A 21,284-nucleotide genomic window follows, 5' to 3' on the forward strand; every position below is an offset into this window, starting at 1 on the left:
AACTAAATGACATTGGTTCACGTCGTTCACAGTAACCGCAAAGTGAACAGTAATCGGTTGATTTTTTCCCGGATTATCACTATACTTATTCTATATGTTACTTTAACGGAGGTTTCCATCATGCCCGTATTTTACTTTTTCGGGGACAGTATCACCGCATCCGGTCGTCTGTGGCAGCAAACAAACGGCGGTCTGGGCGACGGCTATGTCTCCCTTCTCGCCGCACAGCTCAAAAATCATTTTTCAGAAATCTCTTTCTATAATAAAGGATTTGACGGCTTCACAGCCGCTGCGCTGCTCCGCTGCCTGCGGCAGGATACCGTCTGGCAGGCTGCCGACTATATCACCGTACAGATCGGCATTAACAATGTCGGCGTTGCCATGAATACCGGTGTCTCCCTGCAGGCGCAGGATTTTTCCATGCAGTACCGGCACCTTCTGTGCGAGATTGCCAGCCGCACATCCGCCCGCATACTCGCCCTCGGCCCCTTTATTTTCCCGCAGCCACAGGAATATGCCGCCTGGCTTCCGACAGTCCGTGAAGCCGAAGCCATCATGGCAAAGGCTGCTGCAGATCTGAATATTTCCTTTGTGCCGCTGCAGAACATCTTAAACGATGCAGCTCATGAGCTCGGCTATTGTGCCGTCACCACTGACGGCATCCATCTTACCGGAGTAGGTCATCGGATACTCGCAGCTTGTCTGCTGCCATACTATACCTGCGATATGTGATCTTCCCCCACATTTTCCGGTTCGTCCGGCGCATTTTCCTCCACGTTTTCCGGTTCGTCCGACGCATCTTCCTCCATATTTTCCGGTTCGTCCGGAGCATCATTTTCCGCAGTCCCCATCGTCTCCTGCTCTGTCTCCTGCGCATTCTCCGGCTCACGCATCCATGCAGCCGAATCCTGCGGCTTCGGCTCCGCTGCTTTCATCATCGCACGCTCACGCAGGCTCTTTCCGTTTGCCGCAGCCTGCTCCTGGCGCTGCTTCTCCTTCAGTTTTTCTGTCATAACCGCATAGACGCGATCCGGTTCCGCCTTTGCCAGCTTTGTCAGTCTTGTGACACCCCAGAACATAAACAGTGGAAGGGCGATTGCCGTGAACAGCATTCCAAGGCTCAGCGACCGCATAAAGAACAGCACGATCTCCATTAAGACCTCTACTCCCAGCAGAATAAATACCACTTTCTTCATAAGGAAAGCCCTGTCTACGCGGTTTGCAAAACGCACAGCGCTGATGCCGGCAAACATCTCCATAACCGCCGTCAGCATAAAGCAGACACCCATCATAACTGCCATTGTGATCGTCATATCCGACTCCGCCAGCATCTGAACAATTTCCTCTGTCCCCTTCGATGCCTCCATCGCAACAAGAAACATATTAATCCCGTACATCATGGTATTTGTCACCGCAATAAAGATCATCATGATTCCCGATGAGAGCAGGCACATCCTGCCGTTCATCGCCAGACGCATCGCTTTTTGTTTGTCCATTTGTTCTTCTGTTTTCATTTGTTTTCTTCCTTTCTGCCGTTCCTTTATTATGATTTCCACACTTCCCGGAGCACTCGCACGGCATTCCCGTAAAACATTTTTTCCTGCTCCGCTTCTTTCATCCCGCATTTCGTCAGCACCTGTGAAAGCCGCGGCATTTTCGCCGGGCTGTCGATCTCCAGCCGCCCGCTGATACCGTCGAAATCCGTACCAAGAGCAAGTACATCGCTGCCTCCTACATTGCGGATATGCCGGATGTGCTGAAGCATATCACGGATACGGCTGCTTTCTCCCCGCTCACTCAGAAAATGAGGTGCAAAATTCAATCCGATCACACCGCCGCTTTCGGCGATCGCCTTAATCATGGCATCCGTAAGGTTACGCGGATGATCTGTGATCTCCCTGCTGTTAGAATGTGACGCAATAAACGGCTTCTTGCTGATGCGCGCCACATCCCGGAATCCCCCGTCCGACAGATGGGAAACATCGATCACCATGCCAAGCTCATTCATCCGCTCCACCGCCTCAATCCCAAAGGGCTTCAGCCCCTTCTGCATCACCTGCGGCTTTACCGAGTTCGGAAAGCCAAGCGTGTTCTCATGATTCCAGGTAAGCGTCGCGATGCGCACGCCCCGCTGATAGACCGTATCCAGTTTTCGCAGGTCGCTGCCGATTACGCCAAGATCCTCTCCGGTGAAGATTACACCGATTTTCCCGTTCTCCGGATTCTGCATCAGCCGCTCAATATCCGTTCCCGATGTGACCATTGTCAGAGCATCCTCATGAATTTCAAGCAGCCGGTCTTTTTTATCGGCAATATCACAAAACCTTTTCCATGTAAATGCATCCCGGCAGAGATGCGGAAAATAGCCGGTCGGTACAAACGCAGAAAAACACTGTATCCACGTACCGCCCTCCTGCATTTTTGAAATCGACACCATCCGCTCATTGTCCGCAAGATTTTCCTTCGGATAATGAAGCATCGTGATGGTATCGCTGTGCAGATCAAGATATCTCATAATAACCCCTCCGCGATTTTGCCGGGCTGCTTTGCCCCGGCATCGTCTCCACGATCATTTTGCAGCGTCCCGCTCTCCGTCAGCACTGTTTTCTTACCACTGCATACTCATCGCCGTTGCGATAGTACGGGCAGCGATAATGGCTGTCAGACATCAGCCGGACATATTCGTCCTCATCCATATTAATGTCGCAGACATAGCTCTCATAATCGTCGTCATAAGTATAATATGTGCAGTTCTCACATGTTCCGCCCATATGCCATAATTCCTCCATTTTCATCCTATCTGACACAGCCTGCCCGGATACGCTCCGAAGGACCGCCTTTCTTCTGTGCATTACCTTCCAAGAATCTCCATCAGTTTCCTCATATATCGCAGCCTTTCCGCAAACTGCACATAAAAATCCCGTCCGTCATACGGCTTCTGATAAAAGCTTTCCAACAGATAAACATTCAGATCTTTTGTGAGCTGCTCATCATTCTGTGACAGCAAAAGCGCGCCGGCATCCTCAAGAAGCTTGTGCCACTCCAGAACAAATGTCTCATATTGAGTCAATTGTTCCATGTCAAGCCACTTACTGATCTTCACTTTTGTTTTCGGCTGTATCCGGCATTCCTGCTGCTGGACAAAATACCGAAAGCTTCCATTTTCATAGATACGGCCCAGCGGAAACATCCTGCAAAGTCCCGGCCGAAAAGCGTGGATCGCACAGCGTTTTTCCATATTTAAAAACGGACACTGTTCCGCCTCGCCCTCCATGCGAAGATTCGGAAGAAGAATGCCGTCTACCGGATGCAGCTCCAGACAGCGCTCCATCAAACCGGAAAAGCTGGTGTGCAGCCCCTTTTCCAGACGCCAGATATCCATAGGATCAAGCACAATGGACTCTCCCATACCCGTACAGCAGTCCCAGCAACCCTTACAGCCTCCGCAGCCGATTTTCGCCATATCGTTCGCCGAATATAATTTTTTCAGATCGCTCTCTAAAACTTCTCGTTTCATGTCATTCTCCGTCTCTCTTTCGGGTAAGCAGAAATACCGTCGCCATGATACACACAAATCCTATGAGATCTATCGTCTCAAAAGAACTTCCAAGCCAGAATACCGAGAGCAGTGTCGCCGATACCGGTTCAATACTCGACAGCATACTTGCCTTCACCGGTCCTATGTCTCCGACGCCCTGCAGATACAGCGTGTATGCGATCAGCGTACCCACTATGGCCACACCGCCAACCGCAAGCCAGCCACGCATATCCAGGTTTACCGGGATCTCCCAGATGCGGATAGCGCAGGCGAGCGCCGCACCGCCGATCAGCATTCCATAACCGGTAACCACCATACTTCCCCACTTTGGAATAATGCGTGCCGGAAGCAGTGTATAGCACGCCAGACTGACTGCCGCGATCAATCCCCATGCCAGTCCCTTTTTCGTAAGCACCATAGCAGAAAGATTCCCGTGTGTCGCAAGCAGAAAGGTACCGAGTACCGCCAGGATCACCGCGGATATTTCCCGCGCCGTCGGCAGCCGGCGCATCCGCAGGCACACCAGGATCATGATCAGCACAGGGCCGAGATACTGCAGCACCGTCGCGGTCCCGGCGTTTGAATAAGAGATCGCCGTCAGATAAGCATACTGGCAGAACAACAGACCACAGATCGCAAAAATTACTACCTGCGCGGCATCACGCCTGTTTTTCCAGATACCGACCGCACGCGCTCTCTGCTTCACAAAAATAAAAAGTGTCAGAAGAACGCCTGCCGTCAGCATTCTCACCGCTGTCAGCCAGCCTGAATCGACCTGGTAATTTGTAAATAAATATTGACCGCATGCTCCCGAAAATCCCCAGAGTACCGCGCCTGTCATCGTACAGATCGTTCCGCGAAAATTACGGTTCATATCCTCCCCCTCTTTCTCCTACTCTTTATACTACAAATCGGGTACTTCGTCAATTAGATCATCCCAAACATTCCTTGTTGATTTTTTTGGGACAAAGTGATAAGATAGGCGCATACAGGCAACATGTTATTCTGATTCTCAAATATTTTATGATAAAATACAGGAGGGGAAAATCATGTTAAAGAAAAGCAGACTGTTGCTTTTGCTGGCGCTTTGCGGGCTGCTGAGTCTTACCGGCTGCCGCAAAAAGGCAGACGAAACAGAGAGCGAGACTCAGACCGTTTCCGAAACGGAATCCGAGTCCGAAACCGAAAAAGAGACGGAAAAAACGACCGAAAAAGAAACCCAGAAAGCGGCCACGGGCACAGAGAAAAAAACAACCATAAAAGCAAGTACTACAAAACCATCAACAACTACAAAAAACACTGCCGCACAGACCGAAACCACTGCACAGACAAATGCGGGAAGCTACGGTACCGAACAGTGCCCGTACTGCTATCAGCAGATTTCCACCGCTCCAAACGGTGACGGCACAACGGTTTACTCCGTTCATGTAGCGCAGGAAAAGGCCTGGGCCGATATGTATGGTTACGGCGATACGCCGCCTGTAAACCAGCAGACCGATGCTCCGCAGACAGACGCCCCGCAGACCGATGCTCCCGCGGATCCTGTTGATGATTCGCAGCAATGCGGTTACTGCTATCAGTGGTTCACCGTATCGGACGGCTCCTATGCAGCGCATATTGCAGCTGAAAACGCGGAGCTTGGTAATCCGCAGGGAACCGAATATATTCAGTGTCCGACCTGCGGTTACTCCTTCCCGAAAGGAAGCCTTTATGACAATCACGTCTGTATCACAAATTAATTTGTAAAGCATGTACAAAAAACAAAAGTGCCCGGCATCGCGCCGGGCGTTTTTTATGCATTAGTTATTCGCCATTTGTTTTACCTGTCCAAGTGCCTTTGCGACTGCCGGAATGCACAGAATGATTACCGTTACAATTCCCTCCGCAAAGATGTAGCAGGCATTATACGCCATCGAATACGGCAGCGCACCCCAGCCTTCCCAGGCATATTCTCCAAAGAAAATCCATCCGGAGATCACCGCAAATACCCAGCGTCCAATAATGCCGGCTATGTATCCCTTCACAAGACCTCCCTTTGCGTTGCAGAAAAATCCGGAAATTCCGAGCGCACCGAATGCCAGCGGATAATCCACCAGTACCTGCGCCGGAGACAGGATGTACGGACCTACCAGAAACTGCAGGACGCCGTATGCCATGCCGGTCATGATGCCCGTTGCCGGACCATAGAGATAACCGATCAGACAGATGAACAGCATACTGAAAAGCGTTACAGAACCGCCGAACGGGAACTCATACACCTTCAGCATGGACGTCACCATCGCGAGCGCCATCGCCATCGCGCAGAATACAAGCTGCTTCGTGCCGCCTTTCTTCTTTCCGCCGCCTGTTTTTGCAGCAACCACCGCCGCCGCGATGAGGAGCGCCGCCAGGATTACAGCCGTTCCAACCTTTCCTGCTGTGGTAAGGAGCAATTCTCCCTCCACCTCTGTTACAAAAAATGACATAAAAAAACCTCCTTAAATAAAATTTGACAGGAGGAGCTTCTTCGGTAGTTTGCTTCCTTACGCCGGTATTACCCGGTTCAAGTAGTGAGGGTCAGCACCGCAGTGCTTTCTCAGCCAAAGGCTCCCCTAGCATAAAAATGCTATGCAGTTGTCATTTCTCATCCATTGTACCACCGGACGCTCAAATGTCAAGCGTCAGATCGCAAAAATCATTACAAATCAGCTTGCAAAAATCATTGCAAGGGCTGTGGATCATCCGTGGATGTCCGCAAATATTTTCCGAAATTCCGCCTCCACTTCCGCAAACGGCCGCAGCGAAAAATCCGGCTCCGACAGCATTTCTCCCGGCTGCTCATAGAGCTTTTCCCCGGCAAAATGCAGGAATTCAAAATACAGGCAGGTATCGTCTATATTTTTAATACGCTTTTCTTCCTCCGCATCCGGTACGCTTCCAAGAAATTTCTGATAGATCGCGTCCTGCAGAACCTTTTCCGCCTCCCGGTAGCCGGACAGATTTTTCTTTACCGGGCGGGTAATATCGGAAAGATAAGCTTCGCTGGCGTCGTGCAGCAGGCACGCCAGCACCAGACGGTCATTGTATCCACGCGCCTTCGCTTCCTTCGCACATTGGATACAATGCTGTCCCACCGAATAAAACTGCGGAAAATGTCCGTTTGCCCGCGTGAGAAAGGACAGCGGATGCGCAATATCCGCTATCTCAATCTCCTCCGCCCGCGGCGCCAGCGGAGTAAAATGAATTTTTGAGTATGTTGTAATGTAATCAGCCATAAAAACCTCTGTCTTTAAACATTCTTTAACGGTATCATATGCCGCATAAGATCCTCTAATTCCTCGCGTTCCCGGATCAGCACAACCTCGCCGTTCTCACGCAGCATCACCTCCGCCGGGCGCAGACGGTTGTTATAATTCGAAGCCATCGTAAAACCGTAAGCTCCGGCGTCAAGGATTCCCAGAATATCCCCTTTAAAGATTTCCGGGAGCACACGTCCCTTTGCCAGGATATCTCCGCTCTCGCAGATGTTGCCGACTACCGTCACCGGCTCCGTCTCTTCCGATTTCACATCCGAGCCGCGATACACCTCGATTCCATGATAAGAATCATACATAATCGGACGCTGCAGCACATTGAAGCCGCAGTCGCAGCCGACAAACTTCTGGTCGTGGTTATACTTCACGGAGTGTACCTCAGAGAGGATCACACTGCATTCCGCGGAAATATAGCGTCCCGGCTCGATGCGGAAAATCACCTGCTTGCCGTACTCCTCTGCGAACTGCCAGAGCGCCTTATCCATCGCAGAGCCAAGATCCTTCAGATCCAGCGGAGCCTCGCCCTCTTCTTTTTTGTAAGGAATGCCAAAGCCGCCTCCCATGTCAATAAACTCCAGATCCGAAAACTGCTTTGCAATGTCAAACAGCGCTGTGATGCTCGCAGTGAACGCGTCTCCCGTCATAAAAAGGGAACCGATGTGCTGATTAATGCCGATCAGCTTCAGATGATATTTTTCCAGCAGCTCTTTTACCTGCGGGATGTACTTCGGCTCAATGCCAAACTTTGTCTTTTTCCCCGCCGTCACCACCTTCTCGTGATGCCCGGCGCCAACGCCCGGATTGAAGCGCACGGCAACCTCGCCGCCCGGCGCAAGCTGTCCGTACTGCTCAAGCTGGCTTAAAGAATCGACGCTGACGCGCACTCCGGCGTCGATCGCATACTGCATTTCCTCTGCGGATACATTATTTCCGATATAGAAAATCTCCTCCGGCGCAAATCCTGCCGCCCGCTCCACGTAAATCTCCCCCGGAGACATGGCGTCTACCTCCAGTCCCTCAGATTTTACTACCTGCAGAAACGCCAGATTGCAATTTGCCTTTGCAGAGTAATCCACCACAAAATTCGGGTAGGTCACCATGTTTTTCAGATCGCGGCAGCGCTGCCGCAGAATCCTTTCATTATATATATACAGCGGCGTCTGGTATTCTTTTGCCAGATCCACCGGATCATGTCCCTCAAAAAAATTTAAAGTGTCCGTTACCTTTGTGTATACTTTATTCATTCGCATTCTTCCTCCTGCTATCTGCGCCTTAAATGTTACTGTTCACAGCAACCCTTAAATACGCATATCTGTCTGAATTCCTCTTGACTTATTATAGCGATGGAGATAAAATTTGTATAATGAATTTTACGAAAATGCTGATTCACTATTTCGATAAGAGGTTCCTATGAATATTGAGAATTTAAAAACATTTATCACATTATCTGAACTGAAGAATTTTACCCAGACCGCCGACCGTTATTATATCGTACAATCAACGGTCACCAACCGCATCATGGAGCTGGAAAAAGGTCTTGGCAAAAAGCTTTTTATCCGCAACCGCAAAAACGTCGAGCTGACGGAGGAAGGACTGCATTTCCTGAGCTACGCAAAGCGCATCGTTGCTCTGGAAGCTTCCGCGATCGAAGAATTAAGTATGCTCCACACCTTTTCCGAAACCCTGCGCATCGGTACCGTGAATACCGTGTACGACTGTTACCTCGGACAGCCTGTCAGAGATTACATTCGCAATCACACGGATATCTCGCTTAAGGTAATCATCGACCATTCCGGTACCCTGCTGCGTATGCTGCAGGACGGCACGCTTGATCTGGTATTCACCTATATTCCGCTGAAAAAAGCCGGTTTCGTTTGTATGCCGTTTCACACAGACGATCTGGTGCTTGTCACCTCGCCTGTCCACGAGGAATATAAGGACGGCATCCGCCAGGCGCAGCTTCCGGATCTGCACTATCTGTACTGTGATTTCATGATCCAGGACAACGGCACTTTTATCCGCGATATGTTCCCGAAAAATTATTCCTTCCCCTTCGAGATTGACAAGCTGACGCATCTGCTGCCATACCTGCTGGACGGAATCGGTTATACCTTCCTTCCGCGCACGCTTGTGCAGAAGCATCTGGAGGAAGGCCTGCTGACCGCGATCCCGTTGCTTGATTTTGAGGCGCCGACCATCCAGAATCACATCGTAGTCCCGGAAAGCAAGCTGGACGACCATGCGCTTAACCTCTTTCTGGAAAGCGTCGGCGTCAGCACGGAGGATACTGTATGAAAAAAACAAAAAGAATCCTCGCGCTGGCAGGCGCCGTCCTGCTGGTAATCCTGTACGCCGCCACCCTTATCTTTGCGCTGATCGACAGCCCCTGGGCGTATGATATGTTTAAAATCTGTCTCGGCATGACCATCATCCTGCCGGTACTTCTTTATGCCTACAATCTGATGTATCGCGTATTGAAGCATGACGACGAAAGTGGGGAAAAATCTGATGATTAACACGGTTATTTTTGATATCGGAAATGTGCTTGCCGCCTACGACTGGCAGACCAGTTTGAAGTCCTACGGCTTTTCCGCGGAAAAATACGAGATTCTTGCCGATGCCGTCTACCGCCACACTGACTGGAACGAGATGGATCGCGGCGTGCTGACGGTAGAAGAGGTCACACAGCGCTTTATCAGCCACGCTCCGCAATATGCAGAAGACATCCGCCGTCTGATCACAGATCTGCACAAAACAATCTGGCAGTTTTCCTATACAAAGCCGCTGCTGAAAAAGCTGCGCGCTGACGGATACCGTCTGTATTATCTCTCCAATTACGGGGAATACGGACGCGAGCAGACAGCAGACGCTCTGGATTTTATTTCTCTGATGGACGGCGGTCTGTTCTCCTACGAGGTACAGATGGTCAAACCCAACCGCTGGATCTACGCGGAAGTCTGCAGGCGCTTTGACATCTGCCCGGAGGAAGCGATCTTCTTCGACGACAACCGGGCAAATGTGCTGGCGGCACGGGAGATGGGGCTGCAGGCGGAGGTCTTTACCTCGCCGGAGGACGTGCTTGCGCGATTAGCAATAAGTAACAATTAGTACTTCTCACATATCACAAAAACAGCCAGGTACCATTTCGGTTCCCGGCTGTTTTTTATATCATTTTTGTTCCGTTTCATTGTCTCTGGGATAACGCTTTCGTATATTCGTCCGTTCCAGAAGATAATCTGTGCTCACATCGTGAATATCCGCAAGCTTCACCAGTATGTCCAGTGGAAGCATACTGTCGGCATTTTCATAACGGCTATATGTCCGCTGTGTGATATTCAGTTTACGCGCCATCTTTTCCTGTGTGAGTTCTTTATCTTCACGCAATTCCCGAATTCTCTTATACTCTTTCATAATGTCCCGGCTCCTTTGCATCTGCCAAACATTATAAAACAGTCAAAATCCGTCTGCAAGGACTTGCAGCGCATTCCCTAGTCATTTTTCGTCTATTTCGTTTTTTACATATATTATGTTGTACTATGTGCAAATTACCGATAAATAATATCGCTTCTGCTCGGTCCGTTTGAGATCATGGTGATCGGGAAACCAATTTCCTTTTCTATAAACTCAATATATTTCCGGCAGTTCTCCGGCAGTTCTTCGTATGTTTTGATTCCGCGGATATCTGTTTTCCATCCCGGCAGTTTCTTTAATACCGGTTTTGCCTTCTCAAGCTTCGGTGTTGTCGGGAAATCAGTCGTCACCTCTCCGTCGATCTCATATCCTACGCATACCGGAATCTCATCCAGATAGCCGAGAACATCCAGCACCGTAAACGCCACATCCGTCGTTCCCTGCAGACGGCATCCATACTTAGATGCAACACAGTCGAACCATCCCATACGACGCGGTCTGCCTGTAGTGGCGCCATATTCTCCGCCGTCTCCGCCTCTGCGGCGCAGCTCATCCGCTTCCTCTCCAAAAATCTCGCTGACAAATGCCCCCGCTCCGACTGCGCTGGAATATGCTTTTACCACAGTAACGATCTGTTTGATCTCATAGGGCGGGATACCTGCTCCGATCGCACCGTACGCCGCCAGCGTGGAGGACGAAGTAACCATCGGATAAATACCATGGTCCGGATCTTTCAGGGAACCAAGCTGCCCCTCCAGCAATATGTTCTTTCCTTCCCTGATCGCATTCCAGAGGAACGCGGAGGTATCGCACACATAGGGCGCAATCATCTCACGATAAGAATGCAGCTCCTCTAACAGTTCCTCCGGCTTAATTGCCGGTTTGTGATAGAGGTGCTCGAAAATAACGTTTTTCTGCTCACAGATGCGGTATACTTTCTCTTTCAGCAGCTCTTCATCAAACAACTCGCTTACCTGAAACCCGATCTTGGCATATTTATCCGAGTAGAACGGTGCAATCCCGGACTTCGTGGAGCCAAAGGATTTCCCTGCCAGACGCTCTTCCTCATACTGATCCTGCAGAATATGATAGGACATCACCATCTGCGCACGGTCTGACACCAGAATCTTCGGCGTCGGAACTCCGCGGTCTACAATGCTTTTTATCTCATGAAACAGCACCGGAATGTTCAGCGCGACACCATTTCCGATAATGCTGGTAGTGTGTCCGTAAAACACGCCGGATGGCAGCGTATGCAGTGCAAATTTCCCATAATCATTTACAATGGTATGTCCTGCGTTTGCGCCGCCCTGAAAGCGTACAATAATATCTGCTTTTTCGGCAAGCATATCTGTGATCTTGCCTTTTCCCTCGTCTCCCCAATTTGCTCCTACTACTGCCTGTACCATAAATAGTACCTCCGTTCTTCAGGCGCTTATGCCCGTCATTATCCGCAGACATTATACTACAACTATCCCGGAAACGCAAGTAATACGTCTACTAATTTGTTATGATTCACAGCCGAGGGTTTATCCTGATTCACAGCCGCAGGTTTTATAATGATGTGCAAGCGGACCGGAGCCTTTGCCGAGATCCAATCCTGCCCGCAGCGCTCCTGTCACATATTCTTTTGCGGCATATACGCTCTCATAAACGGTTTTTCCCTTTGCAAGACTGCAGGCAATCGCGGAAGAGAGCGTGCAGCCTGTTCCATGCGTGTTCGGATTGCTGACACGCTCTGTTCGCAGCCAGCTGAATTTTCCGTTTTCATAGAGCAGGTCTGCCGCGTCACCCGGAAGATGTCCGCCCTTGATTAGCAGCGCACCGTCATACCTTTGTGCAATTCTTTCTGCGGCTTGTCTCATATCATTTTCACATTCGATCCGAAAACCACGTACATTCTCATATTGATAAAGTACCTCTGCTTCCGGGATATTCGGCGTAATAATCTTTCCGAGCGGCAGCAGCTTTTTCGTGAATACCTGCATTGCTTTTTCACTCATTAATCTATGACCGCTGGTCGACACCATTACCGGGTCGATCACAATATTTTCCGCCTGATACTGCACCAGCTTTTCGGCAATCGCCTCAATGATCCCGCTATCCGATACCATACCTATTTTTACAGCATCGGGGCGAATATCACGGAAAACACAATCTATCTGCTGTGCGACAAATTCCGGCGGGGTATTCACTATCCCGTAAACTCCCGTCGTATTCTGTGCGGTCAATGCGGTAATAACGCTCATCCCATAGACATTATGTGCCATCATTGTTTTCAGATCCGCCTGGATCCCGGCTCCGCCGCTGCAGTCGGAGCCTGCTATCGTAAGCACTTTCGCTGTCATTTTTCCTCCTCTGTCATACCTGCCGCATATTCCTTTATGCGGGCAGCCTTTATCCTTTGCAACATATTTCTGCATGCGGGCAGTTTCTCTCCTCTGCAGTATGTTTCTCCATGCAGGCAGTTTCTCTCCTCTGCAGCATCCGTTTCCGCATGCAGGCAGCTTCTCTCCTCTGCAGCATCCGTTTCCCACAGCATCTATTTTCGGGCGGCAGTCATTTTCTCTGACAGCGCACGCAGCTCACGGCACTCCGCTTCAATATGATCCGCCGCAAAAATAGCGGAAACCAGCGCCACGCCATCAACGCCGGAGCCGGCAAGCTGCATCATATTATTTTTATATATCCCACCGATCGCGCAGACCGGGATCGATACAGCCTGGCAGATTGCCTTCAACTCCTCATAGGGCACGAAATCCGCATCACTTTTTGTAGATGTTGTAAAAACCGCTCCTACTCCAAGATAATCCGCTCCCATTTTTTCTGCGAGCAGCGCCTGTTCCACCGTCTGCGCCGATACGCCAAGGATCTTCTGACTGCCGATCCTTTCCCGGACTTGCAGGGCATCCATGTCGCCCTGCCCTACATGAACGCCATCCGCATTACACGCCGCTGCCACTTCCACGTTATCATTGATAATGAAAGGAACCTGATACTTCTCACATACTTTTTTGATTTCTTTCGCTTCCCGTAAAAATTCTTCACTGGAAAGCTCCTTTTCCCGGAGCTGCAGCATCGTTGCACCACCCTTTAAAGCCTCCTCGATGACCTCGCAGAGTCTGCGTCCATTCAGCCACATTCTGTCTGTTACCGCGTACAGACGCATCGTATCCCTAACGGATTTCATATTTTGCACCTTCCTTCAGCGCTGCGCCGTCTAATTTATAAATCTCATCGATCAGATAGTTTCGAAAGCTGGAATTACCGGCATTGTTCTTTTTCATTACCTCATATGCCTTCTCCCCGCACAGTCCCATCGCGCACACTGCGGCAGCTGCGGCTTCCAGAATCTCCTGCGGATTTGCCGTGATATACGCTGCCGTCATCGCGGTCAGCATACATCCGCTTCCGGTAATCTGAGACATGACGGGCACACCGTTTCTGATCACATACGCTTTTTGTGCATCCGCAACGATATCGATCACTCCGGTAATTGCAATCACGGCACCTGTTTTTTTCGAAAACTCTTTTGCAAAGGCGATCACAGAATCCAGCGTCTCGTCGGTCACTCTATCCGCAACATCCGCATCCACGCCCTTTGTCGTTCCGCCTCCCAAAGCAAGCGTTTTAATTTCTGAAATATTTCCGCGGATAACGCTGAATTTCACTTTCTCCAGCAATGTGTATGCCGTATTTGTGCGAAGTGAGGACGCCCCCGCTCCGACCGGGTCAAGAATCACCGGATGGCCCAGCTCATTTGCCTTTTTCCCTGCTGCAAGCATGGAACGGATCGTGCGCTCGTTCAGCGTTCCAATATTAATATTTAATCCGCCGCAGATGGAAGTGATTTCCTCCACTTCTCCGATATCATCCGCCATAATTGGCGAGCCCCCGCATGCCAGCAGAATATTTGCGCAGTCATTTACTGTCACATAATTTGTGATGTTATGTATCAGCGGCATTTTTTCTCTCACATTTTCCAGCATTTTTTCAAGCATTTTCCCATTCTCCTTTTTCTTCCAAAATTTTTCAGATCTACAAGCTTCCTGTTATTCATCAAAAATAGATACGATTTCTCCCTCCAGAATCCGGTTCATATTTTTCACTGCGCAGAAATTTCCGCACATGCTGCAGGTATCCTCTTTTTCCGGCTTTGATGCAGCGCGATACCTCCTCGCCTTTTCGGGATCGATCGCCAGCCGGAACATTTCCTCCCAGTTAAGCTGCTTGCGCGCAAGGCTCATCTGATTGTCCCAGTCCGCCGCACCCGGCACGCCCTTTGCGATGTCCGCCGCGTGCGCTGCAATGCGGGCAGCGATGATTCCCTCCTTCACATCGTCCACATCCGGCAGACGCAGATGCTCCGCCGGTGTCACGTAGCACAAAAACGAAGCGCCGTTCATTGCCGCTACTGCCCCGCCGATCGCAGAAGTAATGTGATCGTATCCCGGGGCAACATCCGTCACGATCGGTCCAAGGACATAAAACGGCGCGCCGTGGCACAGAGTTTTCTCAATCTCCATATTTGCCGCAATCTGATTGAGCGGCATATGTCCCGGTCCCTCGATCATCACCTGGACGTCCTTTTCCCATGCCCGCTTCGTCAGCTCTCCAAGCGCGATCAGCTCCTCGATCTGCGCAGCGTCAGTTCCGTCCGCAATGGAACCCGGTCTGCATGCATCACCTAAACTTAATGTAACATCATATTCCCGACAAATATCCAGGATCTCATCAAAATGCTCATAAAACGGATTTTCCTGCCCGGTCATCTCCATCCAGGCAAAAATAATTGATCCGCCGCGCGAAACAATGTTCGTCAGACGCTTATTTCTCTTAAACTTATGTGCAGTTTCTTTGTTGATCCCGCAGTGGATCGTCATAAAATCGACGCCGTCCTCCGCGTGCATCCGCACAATATCCAGCCATTCCTCTGAGGTTATTTTTATCAGCGGTTTATGATAATACACGACCGCATCGTAGATCGGAACAGTTCCAATCATCGCCGGACATTTTTCCGTCAGCATCCGCCGGAATTTTCTTGTATCTCCGTAAGAGCTCAGATCCATGATCGCTTCCGCACCCATGGAAACCGCGCTTTCTACCTTCTGCAGCTCCATTTCCAGATCCTTGCAGTCTCTGGAGGTTCCAAGATTTACATTGATCTTTGTTTTCAGCATGGAACCGACTCCGCTCGGAGAAATGCTCTTATGATTTTTGTTGCAGGGGATGATGACCTTTCCCTCCGCCATCAGCTCTGCCAGCCGCGTCGCCGGAATTCCCTCCTTCTGTGCCACAGCTTCCATCTGCGCAGTGATAATTCCCTTGCGCGCCGCATCCATTTGTGTTGTATATTGCATGATTTTCCTCTCCGATACAGAAAGAAGCGTTTGAAAATTGCCCGTTTGAAATGAAGTATGCTCCGGCAATAGAGTATTCTGCGTGTTTCCAGGATTACATGTCTTTCATAAAACAAAAAGGGAAACACTGATTCGTGTCTCCCAAAGAATACGATCTCTGCTACTTCCTACGTTGGCATTATCCAAATCAGGTTAAAGGGTCGAAGTTTGATTACTTCCTCTCAGCCTGCTTCACAAGCTCCCCTGTATCTATATTTATTTTGTGATTATCAGCATACCATGCTAATTTAACGCTGTCAAGATAGATTCCGCTTTTTCACGCTTTCACAGATCACGACATTACATTTCATGCCAGCATTGAACACCTGCTGCGACGCGAAGCCAGTCCTGTAAGTTTGAGGCATGAGAACGTGATTCCTCACAGCCCATATACCTCCCTGAGATAGTCATGGATCTCCCTGAAATCAACCTTGCACGCTCCATCAAAAATGCGCACCGGGATCACATCGTCAAATCCATAAATAATAGGATATTCTTCCCCTGCAAAGTCGTATACCAGGATTTTCTTTTTATCGGGATCGATCATCCAGTATTCGCGAACACCGGCATGTTCATATTTCTCGCCCTTTATGAGCATATCTTTCCGGCGAGTGGATTTTGACAATACCTCCGCCACAAAATCCGGCGCTCCGAAAATGCGCTTTCCATTATCCTTTTCCCGCTCGCAGACTACCAACACATCCGGCTGCACCATTGTTTTCTCATCACAGTCAAGCTGGACATCCACAGGCGCCACAAAAGGCCGACATTTTCCGCCCTTTCCCTTAATATATGCTCTCAGTCCCACAAAAATCTCCTGTCCTATTATCTGATGAATGGTTGTCGGAGCCTCCATCTCAAAGATCACTCCGTCGATCAGCTCCACCCGCTGTTCGTCCGGGATATTTTTGAGATCCTCTATGGTAAATTCCCCCTGCTTTTTCGCAGGCAGATAAGCCGCAAGCGCCTCGCACACCATGCCTCCCTCTCTCACCGCTTCTTCAACCGGGTACTTACCGGAGGGCTTCGCCTGTCCTTCTACAGACTTCACCTGATCTTTTGCAGGTTTTCCCTGATTTTTTGCAGACTTTACCTGCCCTTCTGCCAAAGCCTGCTCTTCTTTGCTTTTATCCATATCTGTCCTTCCTTTTTACGTTTTATTTTGTTTATTATTTTAACATATATTTAAAAAATGTCAATATCTTTTTTATTTGTGCAACATATTCTGTTTTATAGTTATATAAGTTGTTTTTATGTATCAACAATATGAATTCACGACAACATACCGCAATTATCTTTTTGTGAACAGCGAGTTTTTTATCTATAAAGAAAGCTGTACCCGGCGATACTTCCAGGAAGAACGAAACCAAAAATCTGTTTTTAACAGCAAAAGCGGATATCATCACTCCCGAAATGAGAAGCGATCATATCCGCTTGATCTGACTTTATAAAAAACACAATTTTAATCCTGCCCGCATGGGATCACTGCATACCACGTGCTTCTGCCGGCAAGTCTGCATCGGATCCTGTCTTTCTTCTAATGTCACACATTAATTTCTGCCTTCATGCCAAGCAGCTCTTTATTTGCCTCCAGCACCGGCTTTACGTTCTTTTCCAGGAATACGTCCACCTGACGCGGTGCACGTCCGACGTATTTTGCCGGATCCATGGTTTTCTGCAGCTCTTCCATCGTAAGGTTGAACGCCGGATCTGCCGCGATCAGTTCCAGAAGGTTGTTGTCCTTTCCTTCTACTTTCACAGTTTTTCCGGCTTCCATGGAAAGCTCACGGATTCTTTCGTGCAGTTCCTGACGGTCGCCTCCCGCCTTCACCGCATCCATCATGATGTTCTCAGTTGCCATGAACGGCAGCTCAGACATCAGACGTTTTTCGATGACCTTCGGATATACCACCAGACCATCCACCACGTTCAGACAAAGATCAAGGATGCCGTCGACCGCAAGAAAGCCTTCCGGAATGGACAGACGCTTGTTTGCGGAGTCATCCAGCGTGCGCTCAAACCACTGTGTGGCGGAGGTGATCGCCGGATTTAAGGCATCACAGATCACATAGCGGGACAGGGACGCAATGCGCTCGCTGCGCATCGGATTTCTCTTATATGCCATCGCCGAAGAACCGATCTGCGTCTTTTCAAACGGCTCCTCCACTTCCTTTAAATGCTGAAGCAGGCGGATATCATTGGAGAATTTATGTGCGCTCGCGGCAATTCCTGCAAGCACATTCAGCACGCGGGTATCCACCTTTCGGGAGTAGGTCTGCCCGGAAACCGGATAGCACGCCTCAAAGCCCATCTTCTCCGCGATCATCGGGTCAATCTTGTCGATCGTTTCCTGATCGCCGTCGAACAGCTCCAGAAAGCTTGCCTGCGTGCCGGTCGTTCCCTTGCTGCCGAGCAGCTTCAGACTGCCGAGCACATAATTCAAGTCGTCCAGATCCATAAGGAACTCCTGCATCCACAAAGTTGCTCGCTTTCCGACCGTGGTCGGCTGTGCCGGCTGGAAGTGCGTAAACGCAAGCGTCGGCTGATTTTTATAGGTATCGGCAAATTTTGCCAGCTCTGCAATAACGTTGATCAGTTTTTTCCTGACAAGCTTCAGCGCTTCCGCCATCACGATAATGTCGGTGTTGTCTCCCACGTAGCAGGAGGTTGCTCCGAGATGAATGATGCCTTTGGCTTTCGGACACTGCACGCCATATGCGTAAACATGCGACATCACATCGTGGCGCACCACCTTTTCCCGTGCCTTTGCCACATCGTAATTAATATCCTCCGCGTGCTCCTTCAGCTCTGCGATCTGCTCGTCCGTGATATTCAGGCCAAGCTCTTTTTCCGTCTCCGCCAGAGCGATCCACAGCTTTCTCCAGGTCTTAAACTTCATATCCGGAGAGAAAATGTACTGCATCTCTTTGCTCGCGTAGCGCTCTGATAACGGGCTTTGATATCTGTCGTTCATTGTCGTTTCTTCCTTTCCATATTTCAGAATCAGAGAATCTGTTCTTATTTATATTCGCATGTTTGCCCGTACAAGTCAACTATCAATTTGCTCACACCCGAATCACGTTCTCACGCCTCAAACAGCAGGTGTATGAGGCTGGCGTAAAAGTAACTTTAATTGTTTATGCATCGTATTCCCCACGTATATCTTCTTTCGGCGGCTCCATCGGATATTTGCCGGTAAAGCAGCCGGTGCAGACCGGAAGCCCGTCAACCATCTCGCGCAGGCGCTCCAGGCGCAGATATCCAAGGCTGTCCGCCCCGATGATCCGGCGGATTTCCTCGACGGAACGATTATAGGCGATCAGCTGGTCCCGCGCCGGCACATCGGTGCCGAAGTAGCAGGGCCACAGAAACGGCGGGGAGCTGACGCGCATATGCACCTCCGTCGCTCCGGCTTCCCGCAGCATCCGCACAATGCGATCGCTGGTAGTGCCGCGCACAATGGAATCGTCGATCATAATGACACGCTTTCCCGCCACCGCCTCGCGCAGCACGTTCAATTTGATCTTTACGCTGGATTCGCGGTTGCTCTGCTTTGGTTTAATAAAGGTACGTCCCACGTAGCTGTTTTTCACAAAGGCGCTCCCGTAGGGAATCCCGGATTGCAGGGAATAGCCGAGCGCCGCCGCATTGCCGGATTCCGGAACGCCGACCACCAGATCCGCCTCCACCGGCGAATCCAGCGCGAGAAAACGTCCGGCTTTGATGCGGGAGCCGTAAACGCTCACCCCGTCGATGTGGCTGTCCGGTCTTGCAAAATAAATATACTCAAAAATACAGCGCGCGTGCTGTTCCTTTGGAATACACATGCTCTTGTCCGAGGAAATGCCGTCTTTTGTGATCGCCACTACCTCCCCCGGTTCTACGTCGCGGATATATTCTGCTCCAAGTGTTTCCAGCGCACAGGTCTCTGAAGTGATAATATAGGCATTGTCGCGCTTTCCAATACACAGCGGCTTAAATCCAAAGGGATCGCGCGCCCCGATCAGCTTGCGCGGCGACATTACCACCAGGGAGTAAGCGCCCCTGATTTTTTTCATCGCCTTTACGACCGCCTCCTCGACGTTTTTCGAGTTGATACGCTCCCGCGCGATATGGTAAGCGATCACCTCCGTGTCAATTGTCGTCTGAAAAATTGCGCCGCTGTATTCCAGCTCGTGCCGCAGCTCGTTTGCATTGATCAGGTTGCCGTTGTGTGCAAGCCCCAGCGTGCCCTTCACATAATTGAGCACCAGCGGCTGCGCATTCTCACGGGTGCTCGCTCCGGCAGTCGAATAGCGGACATGCCCGACGCCGATATCACCTTTCAGCTTCTCCAGCGCGCCGTCCACAAACACCTCATTTACCAGGCCCATACCCTTGTGAGAAAGCACCTTCCCCTTCGGTCCGTTCGTGTCGCTCACCGCAATGCCGCAGCTTTCCTGCCCGCGGTGCTGCAGCGCAAACAGTCCGTAATAAATTGGCGCAGCGACGTCCTTTCCGTCTAAATCATACATGCCAAAGACACCGCATTCCTCGTGCAGCTTTCCCTCCGGCTCACACTGCTGATGTATCGCTGTTTCCCTCATATTCCTTAAATCCTCCTGCTAAAAACGGGGACTCCGGCACGGCGCATACTCTCCATATGCGCCTGCTGCCGGACTCCCCGTTGAATCCTTCCTCTTTTACGCGCTTATTATAAAGCAGTATCCGCAAAAATGCAATCTTTTTGTAAAAAACTTCTTTACTTCATCGCTTTACTATGATAATATACTAAAAGGTGTGGCGCAGGGTAATCCGTGAATTTCTTTTACGGACGGCATCACAAAATCTGGTTTGGAGGAGAATGATTATGAAAAAGGAACTTGCTTATGTATTATGCGGAACTATGCTGATGGCATCGCTCTCTTTCGCGGGCGTGTCTGCAAATGAAGAGCTGACCTATGCGGTGGAGGCCGGCTCCGCCGGGGAAGCGGCTGCGCAGGACAACGGCTTTAATTACAATTCTGTTGCATCGCAGGCGGATGCTCTGATGGAGGTCGCTTCCGGCACTTCCGACGCTGCGATCATCGACCTTCTGATGGCGGGCGCTATGATCGGCGAAGGCACCAGCTACCCGAATCTGACGCATACCGATGAGCTTACAAGCGAAGAATACGGCGTTGGCTGCCGCAAGGGTTCCGATCTTGCCGCTTACATTAACAACGTGTTTGCGGAAAGTTATGCAGACGGCACCATGGAAGAAATCGCAACCACCTACGGCGTTCAGGAAGCGCTGGTAGAGCAGGCGGAGGCTTCCGGGGAAGCGGAAGCTGCCGAAGATGGCGATGTTGCTTACATCCAGGAAAAGGGAAATCTTATCGTCGGCATCACCGACTTTGCCCCGATGGATTACAAGGATGAAAACGGCGACTGGATCGGCTTCGACGCTGATATGGCGAAGCTGGTCGGCGAAAAGCTCGGCGTGGAAGTGGAATTTGTAGAGATCGACTGGGACAACAAGATCATGGAGCTTGATGCGAAAAACATCGATGTTGTCTGGAACGGCATGACGCTCACCGACGAGGTGAAAGCTGCTATGGAATGCACCAACGCTTACTGCAACAATGCGCAGGTGATCGTGGTTCCGGCCAAATAAAGCGTCAG

At 50.2% G+C, this 21,284-nt stretch carries 22 protein-coding genes, 1 pseudogene and 2 riboswitches; of the genes and pseudogenes, 6 read left to right on the plus strand and 17 right to left on the minus strand.

Annotated features, from left to right (window positions below; all coding sequences use genetic code 11):
* The first annotated feature begins 120 nt into the window (after positions 1-120).
* The gene (locus ACLU9Q_RS00255) at positions 121-732 is read left to right on the plus strand and encodes an SGNH/GDSL hydrolase family protein (RefSeq protein ID WP_296834794.1); all 612 of its coding nucleotides are present in this window, start codon (positions 121-123) and stop codon (positions 730-732) included.
* Here ACLU9Q_RS00255 and ACLU9Q_RS00260 read toward each other — a convergent pair.
* From ACLU9Q_RS00260 to ACLU9Q_RS00280, 5 genes are all read right to left on the minus strand, one after another.
* Complete coding sequence (locus tag ACLU9Q_RS00260; RefSeq protein ID WP_296834796.1) at positions 714-1,514, minus strand: hypothetical protein; 801 nt, start codon at positions 1,512-1,514, stop codon at positions 714-716. The genes ACLU9Q_RS00255 and ACLU9Q_RS00260 overlap by 19 nt on opposite strands.
* Positions 1,515-1,543: 29 nt before the next feature.
* Complete coding sequence (locus tag ACLU9Q_RS00265) at positions 1,544-2,515, minus strand: dipeptidase (protein WP_296834798.1); 972 nt, start codon at positions 2,513-2,515, stop codon at positions 1,544-1,546.
* 79 nt (positions 2,516-2,594) lie between these two features.
* Positions 2,595-2,789, minus strand: a complete 195-nt coding sequence (locus ACLU9Q_RS00270) for a DUF6472 family protein (protein ID WP_412624503.1) — start codon at positions 2,787-2,789, stop codon at positions 2,595-2,597.
* A gap of 62 nt (positions 2,790-2,851) precedes the next feature.
* Positions 2,852-3,517 (minus strand): YkgJ family cysteine cluster protein, encoded by a 666-nt coding sequence (locus ACLU9Q_RS00275; protein ID WP_296834803.1) that lies wholly within the window; start codon positions 3,515-3,517, stop codon positions 2,852-2,854.
* A 1-nt stretch (position 3,518) separates the two neighbouring features.
* On the minus strand, positions 3,519-4,412 hold the full coding sequence (locus tag ACLU9Q_RS00280; protein WP_296834805.1) for a DMT family transporter: 894 nt from the start codon (positions 4,410-4,412) through the stop codon (positions 3,519-3,521).
* Positions 4,413-4,587: 175 nt separating this feature from the next.
* On the opposite strand from ACLU9Q_RS00280, the gene ACLU9Q_RS00285 reads away from it, so the two are divergent.
* Positions 4,588-5,277: a hypothetical protein gene (locus ACLU9Q_RS00285; protein WP_296834807.1), complete on the plus strand. Its 690-nt coding sequence runs from the start codon at positions 4,588-4,590 to the stop codon at positions 5,275-5,277.
* A gap of 60 nt (positions 5,278-5,337) precedes the next feature.
* Here the strand turns inward: ACLU9Q_RS00285 and thiT are convergent, their stop codons facing one another.
* The 3 genes from thiT to lysA form a co-directional block, all read right to left on the minus strand.
* Positions 5,338-6,003 (minus strand): energy-coupled thiamine transporter ThiT, encoded by a 666-nt coding sequence (gene thiT, locus ACLU9Q_RS00290; protein ID WP_296834809.1) that lies wholly within the window; start codon positions 6,001-6,003, stop codon positions 5,338-5,340.
* A 37-nt stretch (positions 6,004-6,040) separates the two neighbouring features.
* Positions 6,041-6,141, minus strand: a riboswitch (TPP riboswitch).
* Positions 6,142-6,255: 114 nt separating this feature from the next.
* Positions 6,256-6,792, minus strand: a complete 537-nt coding sequence (locus tag ACLU9Q_RS00295) for a phosphohydrolase (protein WP_296834811.1) — start codon at positions 6,790-6,792, stop codon at positions 6,256-6,258.
* A gap of 14 nt (positions 6,793-6,806) precedes the next feature.
* The gene (gene lysA, locus ACLU9Q_RS00300) at positions 6,807-8,075 is read right to left on the minus strand and encodes a diaminopimelate decarboxylase (protein ID WP_296834812.1); all 1,269 of its coding nucleotides are present in this window, start codon (positions 8,073-8,075) and stop codon (positions 6,807-6,809) included.
* 166 nt (positions 8,076-8,241) lie between these two features.
* Here lysA and ACLU9Q_RS00305 point away from each other — a divergent pair, with 166 nt between their 5' ends.
* Genes ACLU9Q_RS00305 through ACLU9Q_RS00315 form a run of 3 tightly spaced genes read left to right on the plus strand, consistent with a single transcriptional unit; the run spans position 8,242 to position 9,939 of the window.
* Complete coding sequence (locus tag ACLU9Q_RS00305) at positions 8,242-9,126, plus strand: LysR family transcriptional regulator (RefSeq protein ID WP_296834814.1); 885 nt, start codon at positions 8,242-8,244, stop codon at positions 9,124-9,126.
* A complete protein-coding gene (locus ACLU9Q_RS00310; RefSeq protein ID WP_296834816.1) occupies positions 9,123-9,347 on the plus strand; it encodes a hypothetical protein in 225 nt (74 codons plus the stop codon). Before ACLU9Q_RS00305 ends, ACLU9Q_RS00310 begins: the two co-directional genes overlap by 4 nt.
* On the plus strand, positions 9,340-9,939 hold the full coding sequence (locus ACLU9Q_RS00315; RefSeq protein ID WP_296834819.1) for an HAD family hydrolase: 600 nt from the start codon (positions 9,340-9,342) through the stop codon (positions 9,937-9,939). The genes ACLU9Q_RS00310 and ACLU9Q_RS00315 overlap by 8 nt, the downstream gene beginning before the upstream one ends.
* 60 nt (positions 9,940-9,999) lie before the next feature.
* Here ACLU9Q_RS00315 and ACLU9Q_RS00320 read toward each other — a convergent pair whose 3' ends face one another.
* The 9 genes from ACLU9Q_RS00320 to purF all read right to left on the minus strand — a co-directional run bounded on the left by ACLU9Q_RS00320 (position 10,000) and on the right by purF (position 20,227).
* Positions 10,000-10,242 (minus strand): helix-turn-helix domain-containing protein, encoded by a 243-nt coding sequence (locus ACLU9Q_RS00320; RefSeq protein WP_296834821.1) that lies wholly within the window; start codon positions 10,240-10,242, stop codon positions 10,000-10,002.
* 134 nt (positions 10,243-10,376) lie between these two features.
* Complete coding sequence (locus ACLU9Q_RS00325; RefSeq protein ID WP_296834823.1) at positions 10,377-11,651, minus strand: adenylosuccinate synthase; 1,275 nt, start codon at positions 11,649-11,651, stop codon at positions 10,377-10,379.
* A 120-nt stretch (positions 11,652-11,771) separates the two neighbouring features.
* Positions 11,772-12,590, minus strand: coding sequence for a bifunctional hydroxymethylpyrimidine kinase/phosphomethylpyrimidine kinase (gene thiD / locus ACLU9Q_RS00330; protein WP_296834825.1), 819 nt, complete (start codon positions 12,588-12,590; stop codon positions 11,772-11,774).
* 194 nt (positions 12,591-12,784) lie between these two features.
* The gene (gene thiE, locus ACLU9Q_RS00335) at positions 12,785-13,432 is read right to left on the minus strand and encodes a thiamine phosphate synthase (RefSeq protein WP_412624504.1); all 648 of its coding nucleotides are present in this window, start codon (positions 13,430-13,432) and stop codon (positions 12,785-12,787) included.
* Positions 13,419-14,243, minus strand: coding sequence for a hydroxyethylthiazole kinase (gene thiM, locus ACLU9Q_RS00340; RefSeq protein ID WP_412624505.1), 825 nt, complete (start codon positions 14,241-14,243; stop codon positions 13,419-13,421). The genes thiE and thiM overlap by 14 nt, the downstream gene beginning before the upstream one ends.
* A gap of 51 nt (positions 14,244-14,294) precedes the next feature.
* A complete protein-coding gene (gene thiC, locus ACLU9Q_RS00345) occupies positions 14,295-15,602 on the minus strand; it encodes a phosphomethylpyrimidine synthase ThiC (RefSeq protein WP_412624507.1) in 1,308 nt (435 codons plus the stop codon).
* Between the two features lie 147 nt (positions 15,603-15,749).
* Positions 15,750-15,857: riboswitch (TPP riboswitch) on the minus strand.
* A 163-nt stretch (positions 15,858-16,020) separates the two neighbouring features.
* A complete protein-coding gene (locus tag ACLU9Q_RS00350; protein WP_412624509.1) occupies positions 16,021-16,776 on the minus strand; it encodes a Uma2 family endonuclease in 756 nt (251 codons plus the stop codon).
* 408 nt (positions 16,777-17,184) lie between these two features.
* Positions 17,185-18,615 (minus strand): adenylosuccinate lyase, encoded by a 1,431-nt coding sequence (gene purB, locus ACLU9Q_RS00355; RefSeq protein ID WP_412624511.1) that lies wholly within the window; start codon positions 18,613-18,615, stop codon positions 17,185-17,187.
* A gap of 163 nt (positions 18,616-18,778) precedes the next feature.
* Entirely contained in the window at positions 18,779-20,227 is a 1,449-nt protein-coding gene (purF, locus tag ACLU9Q_RS00360) for an amidophosphoribosyltransferase (protein ID WP_412624512.1), read from the minus strand.
* A gap of 746 nt (positions 20,228-20,973) precedes the next feature.
* On the opposite strand from purF, the pseudogene ACLU9Q_RS00365 reads away from it, so the two are divergent.
* Positions 20,974-21,270 (plus strand): annotated as a pseudogene (locus tag ACLU9Q_RS00365) (transporter substrate-binding domain-containing protein); the annotation flags it as partial.
* Positions 21,271-21,284: the final 14 nt, after the last annotated feature.

This window comes from Marvinbryantia sp. (genome assembly GCF_047017445.1).
Taxonomy (GTDB): Bacteria; Bacillota; Clostridia; order Lachnospirales; family Lachnospiraceae; genus Marvinbryantia.

Coding starts and splice junctions, on each gene's coding strand:
- ACLU9Q_RS00255 (WP_296834794.1), top strand. CDS start 121: ATGCCCGTATTTTACTTTTTCGGGGACAGTATCACCGCATCCGGTCGT.
- ACLU9Q_RS00260 (WP_296834796.1), bottom strand. CDS start 1,514: ATGAAAACAGAAGAACAAATGGACAAACAAAAAGCGATGCGTCTGGCG.
- ACLU9Q_RS00265 (WP_296834798.1), bottom strand. CDS start 2,515: ATGAGATATCTTGATCTGCACAGCGATACCATCACGATGCTTCATTAT.
- ACLU9Q_RS00270 (WP_412624503.1), bottom strand. CDS start 2,789: ATGGAGGAATTATGGCATATGGGCGGAACATGTGAGAACTGCACATAT.
- ACLU9Q_RS00275 (WP_296834803.1), bottom strand. CDS start 3,517: ATGAAACGAGAAGTTTTAGAGAGCGATCTGAAAAAATTATATTCGGCG.
- ACLU9Q_RS00280 (WP_296834805.1), bottom strand. CDS start 4,412: ATGAACCGTAATTTTCGCGGAACGATCTGTACGATGACAGGCGCGGTA.
- ACLU9Q_RS00285 (WP_296834807.1), top strand. CDS start 4,588: ATGTTAAAGAAAAGCAGACTGTTGCTTTTGCTGGCGCTTTGCGGGCTG.
- thiT (WP_296834809.1), bottom strand. CDS start 6,003: ATGTCATTTTTTGTAACAGAGGTGGAGGGAGAATTGCTCCTTACCACA.
- ACLU9Q_RS00295 (WP_296834811.1), bottom strand. CDS start 6,792: ATGGCTGATTACATTACAACATACTCAAAAATTCATTTTACTCCGCTG.
- lysA (WP_296834812.1), bottom strand. CDS start 8,075: ATGAATAAAGTATACACAAAGGTAACGGACACTTTAAATTTTTTTGAG.
- ACLU9Q_RS00305 (WP_296834814.1), top strand. CDS start 8,242: ATGAATATTGAGAATTTAAAAACATTTATCACATTATCTGAACTGAAG.
- ACLU9Q_RS00310 (WP_296834816.1), top strand. CDS start 9,123: ATGAAAAAAACAAAAAGAATCCTCGCGCTGGCAGGCGCCGTCCTGCTG.
- ACLU9Q_RS00315 (WP_296834819.1), top strand. CDS start 9,340: ATGATTAACACGGTTATTTTTGATATCGGAAATGTGCTTGCCGCCTAC.
- ACLU9Q_RS00320 (WP_296834821.1), bottom strand. CDS start 10,242: ATGAAAGAGTATAAGAGAATTCGGGAATTGCGTGAAGATAAAGAACTC.
- ACLU9Q_RS00325 (WP_296834823.1), bottom strand. CDS start 11,651: ATGGTACAGGCAGTAGTAGGAGCAAATTGGGGAGACGAGGGAAAAGGC.
- thiD (WP_296834825.1), bottom strand. CDS start 12,590: ATGACAGCGAAAGTGCTTACGATAGCAGGCTCCGACTGCAGCGGCGGA.
- thiE (WP_412624504.1), bottom strand. CDS start 13,432: ATGAAATCCGTTAGGGATACGATGCGTCTGTACGCGGTAACAGACAGA.
- thiM (WP_412624505.1), bottom strand. CDS start 14,243: ATGCTTGAAAAAATGCTGGAAAATGTGAGAGAAAAAATGCCGCTGATA.
- thiC (WP_412624507.1), bottom strand. CDS start 15,602: ATGCAATATACAACACAAATGGATGCGGCGCGCAAGGGAATTATCACT.
- ACLU9Q_RS00350 (WP_412624509.1), bottom strand. CDS start 16,776: ATGGATAAAAGCAAAGAAGAGCAGGCTTTGGCAGAAGGGCAGGTAAAG.
- purB (WP_412624511.1), bottom strand. CDS start 18,615: ATGAACGACAGATATCAAAGCCCGTTATCAGAGCGCTACGCGAGCAAA.
- purF (WP_412624512.1), bottom strand. CDS start 20,227: ATGAGGGAAACAGCGATACATCAGCAGTGTGAGCCGGAGGGAAAGCTG.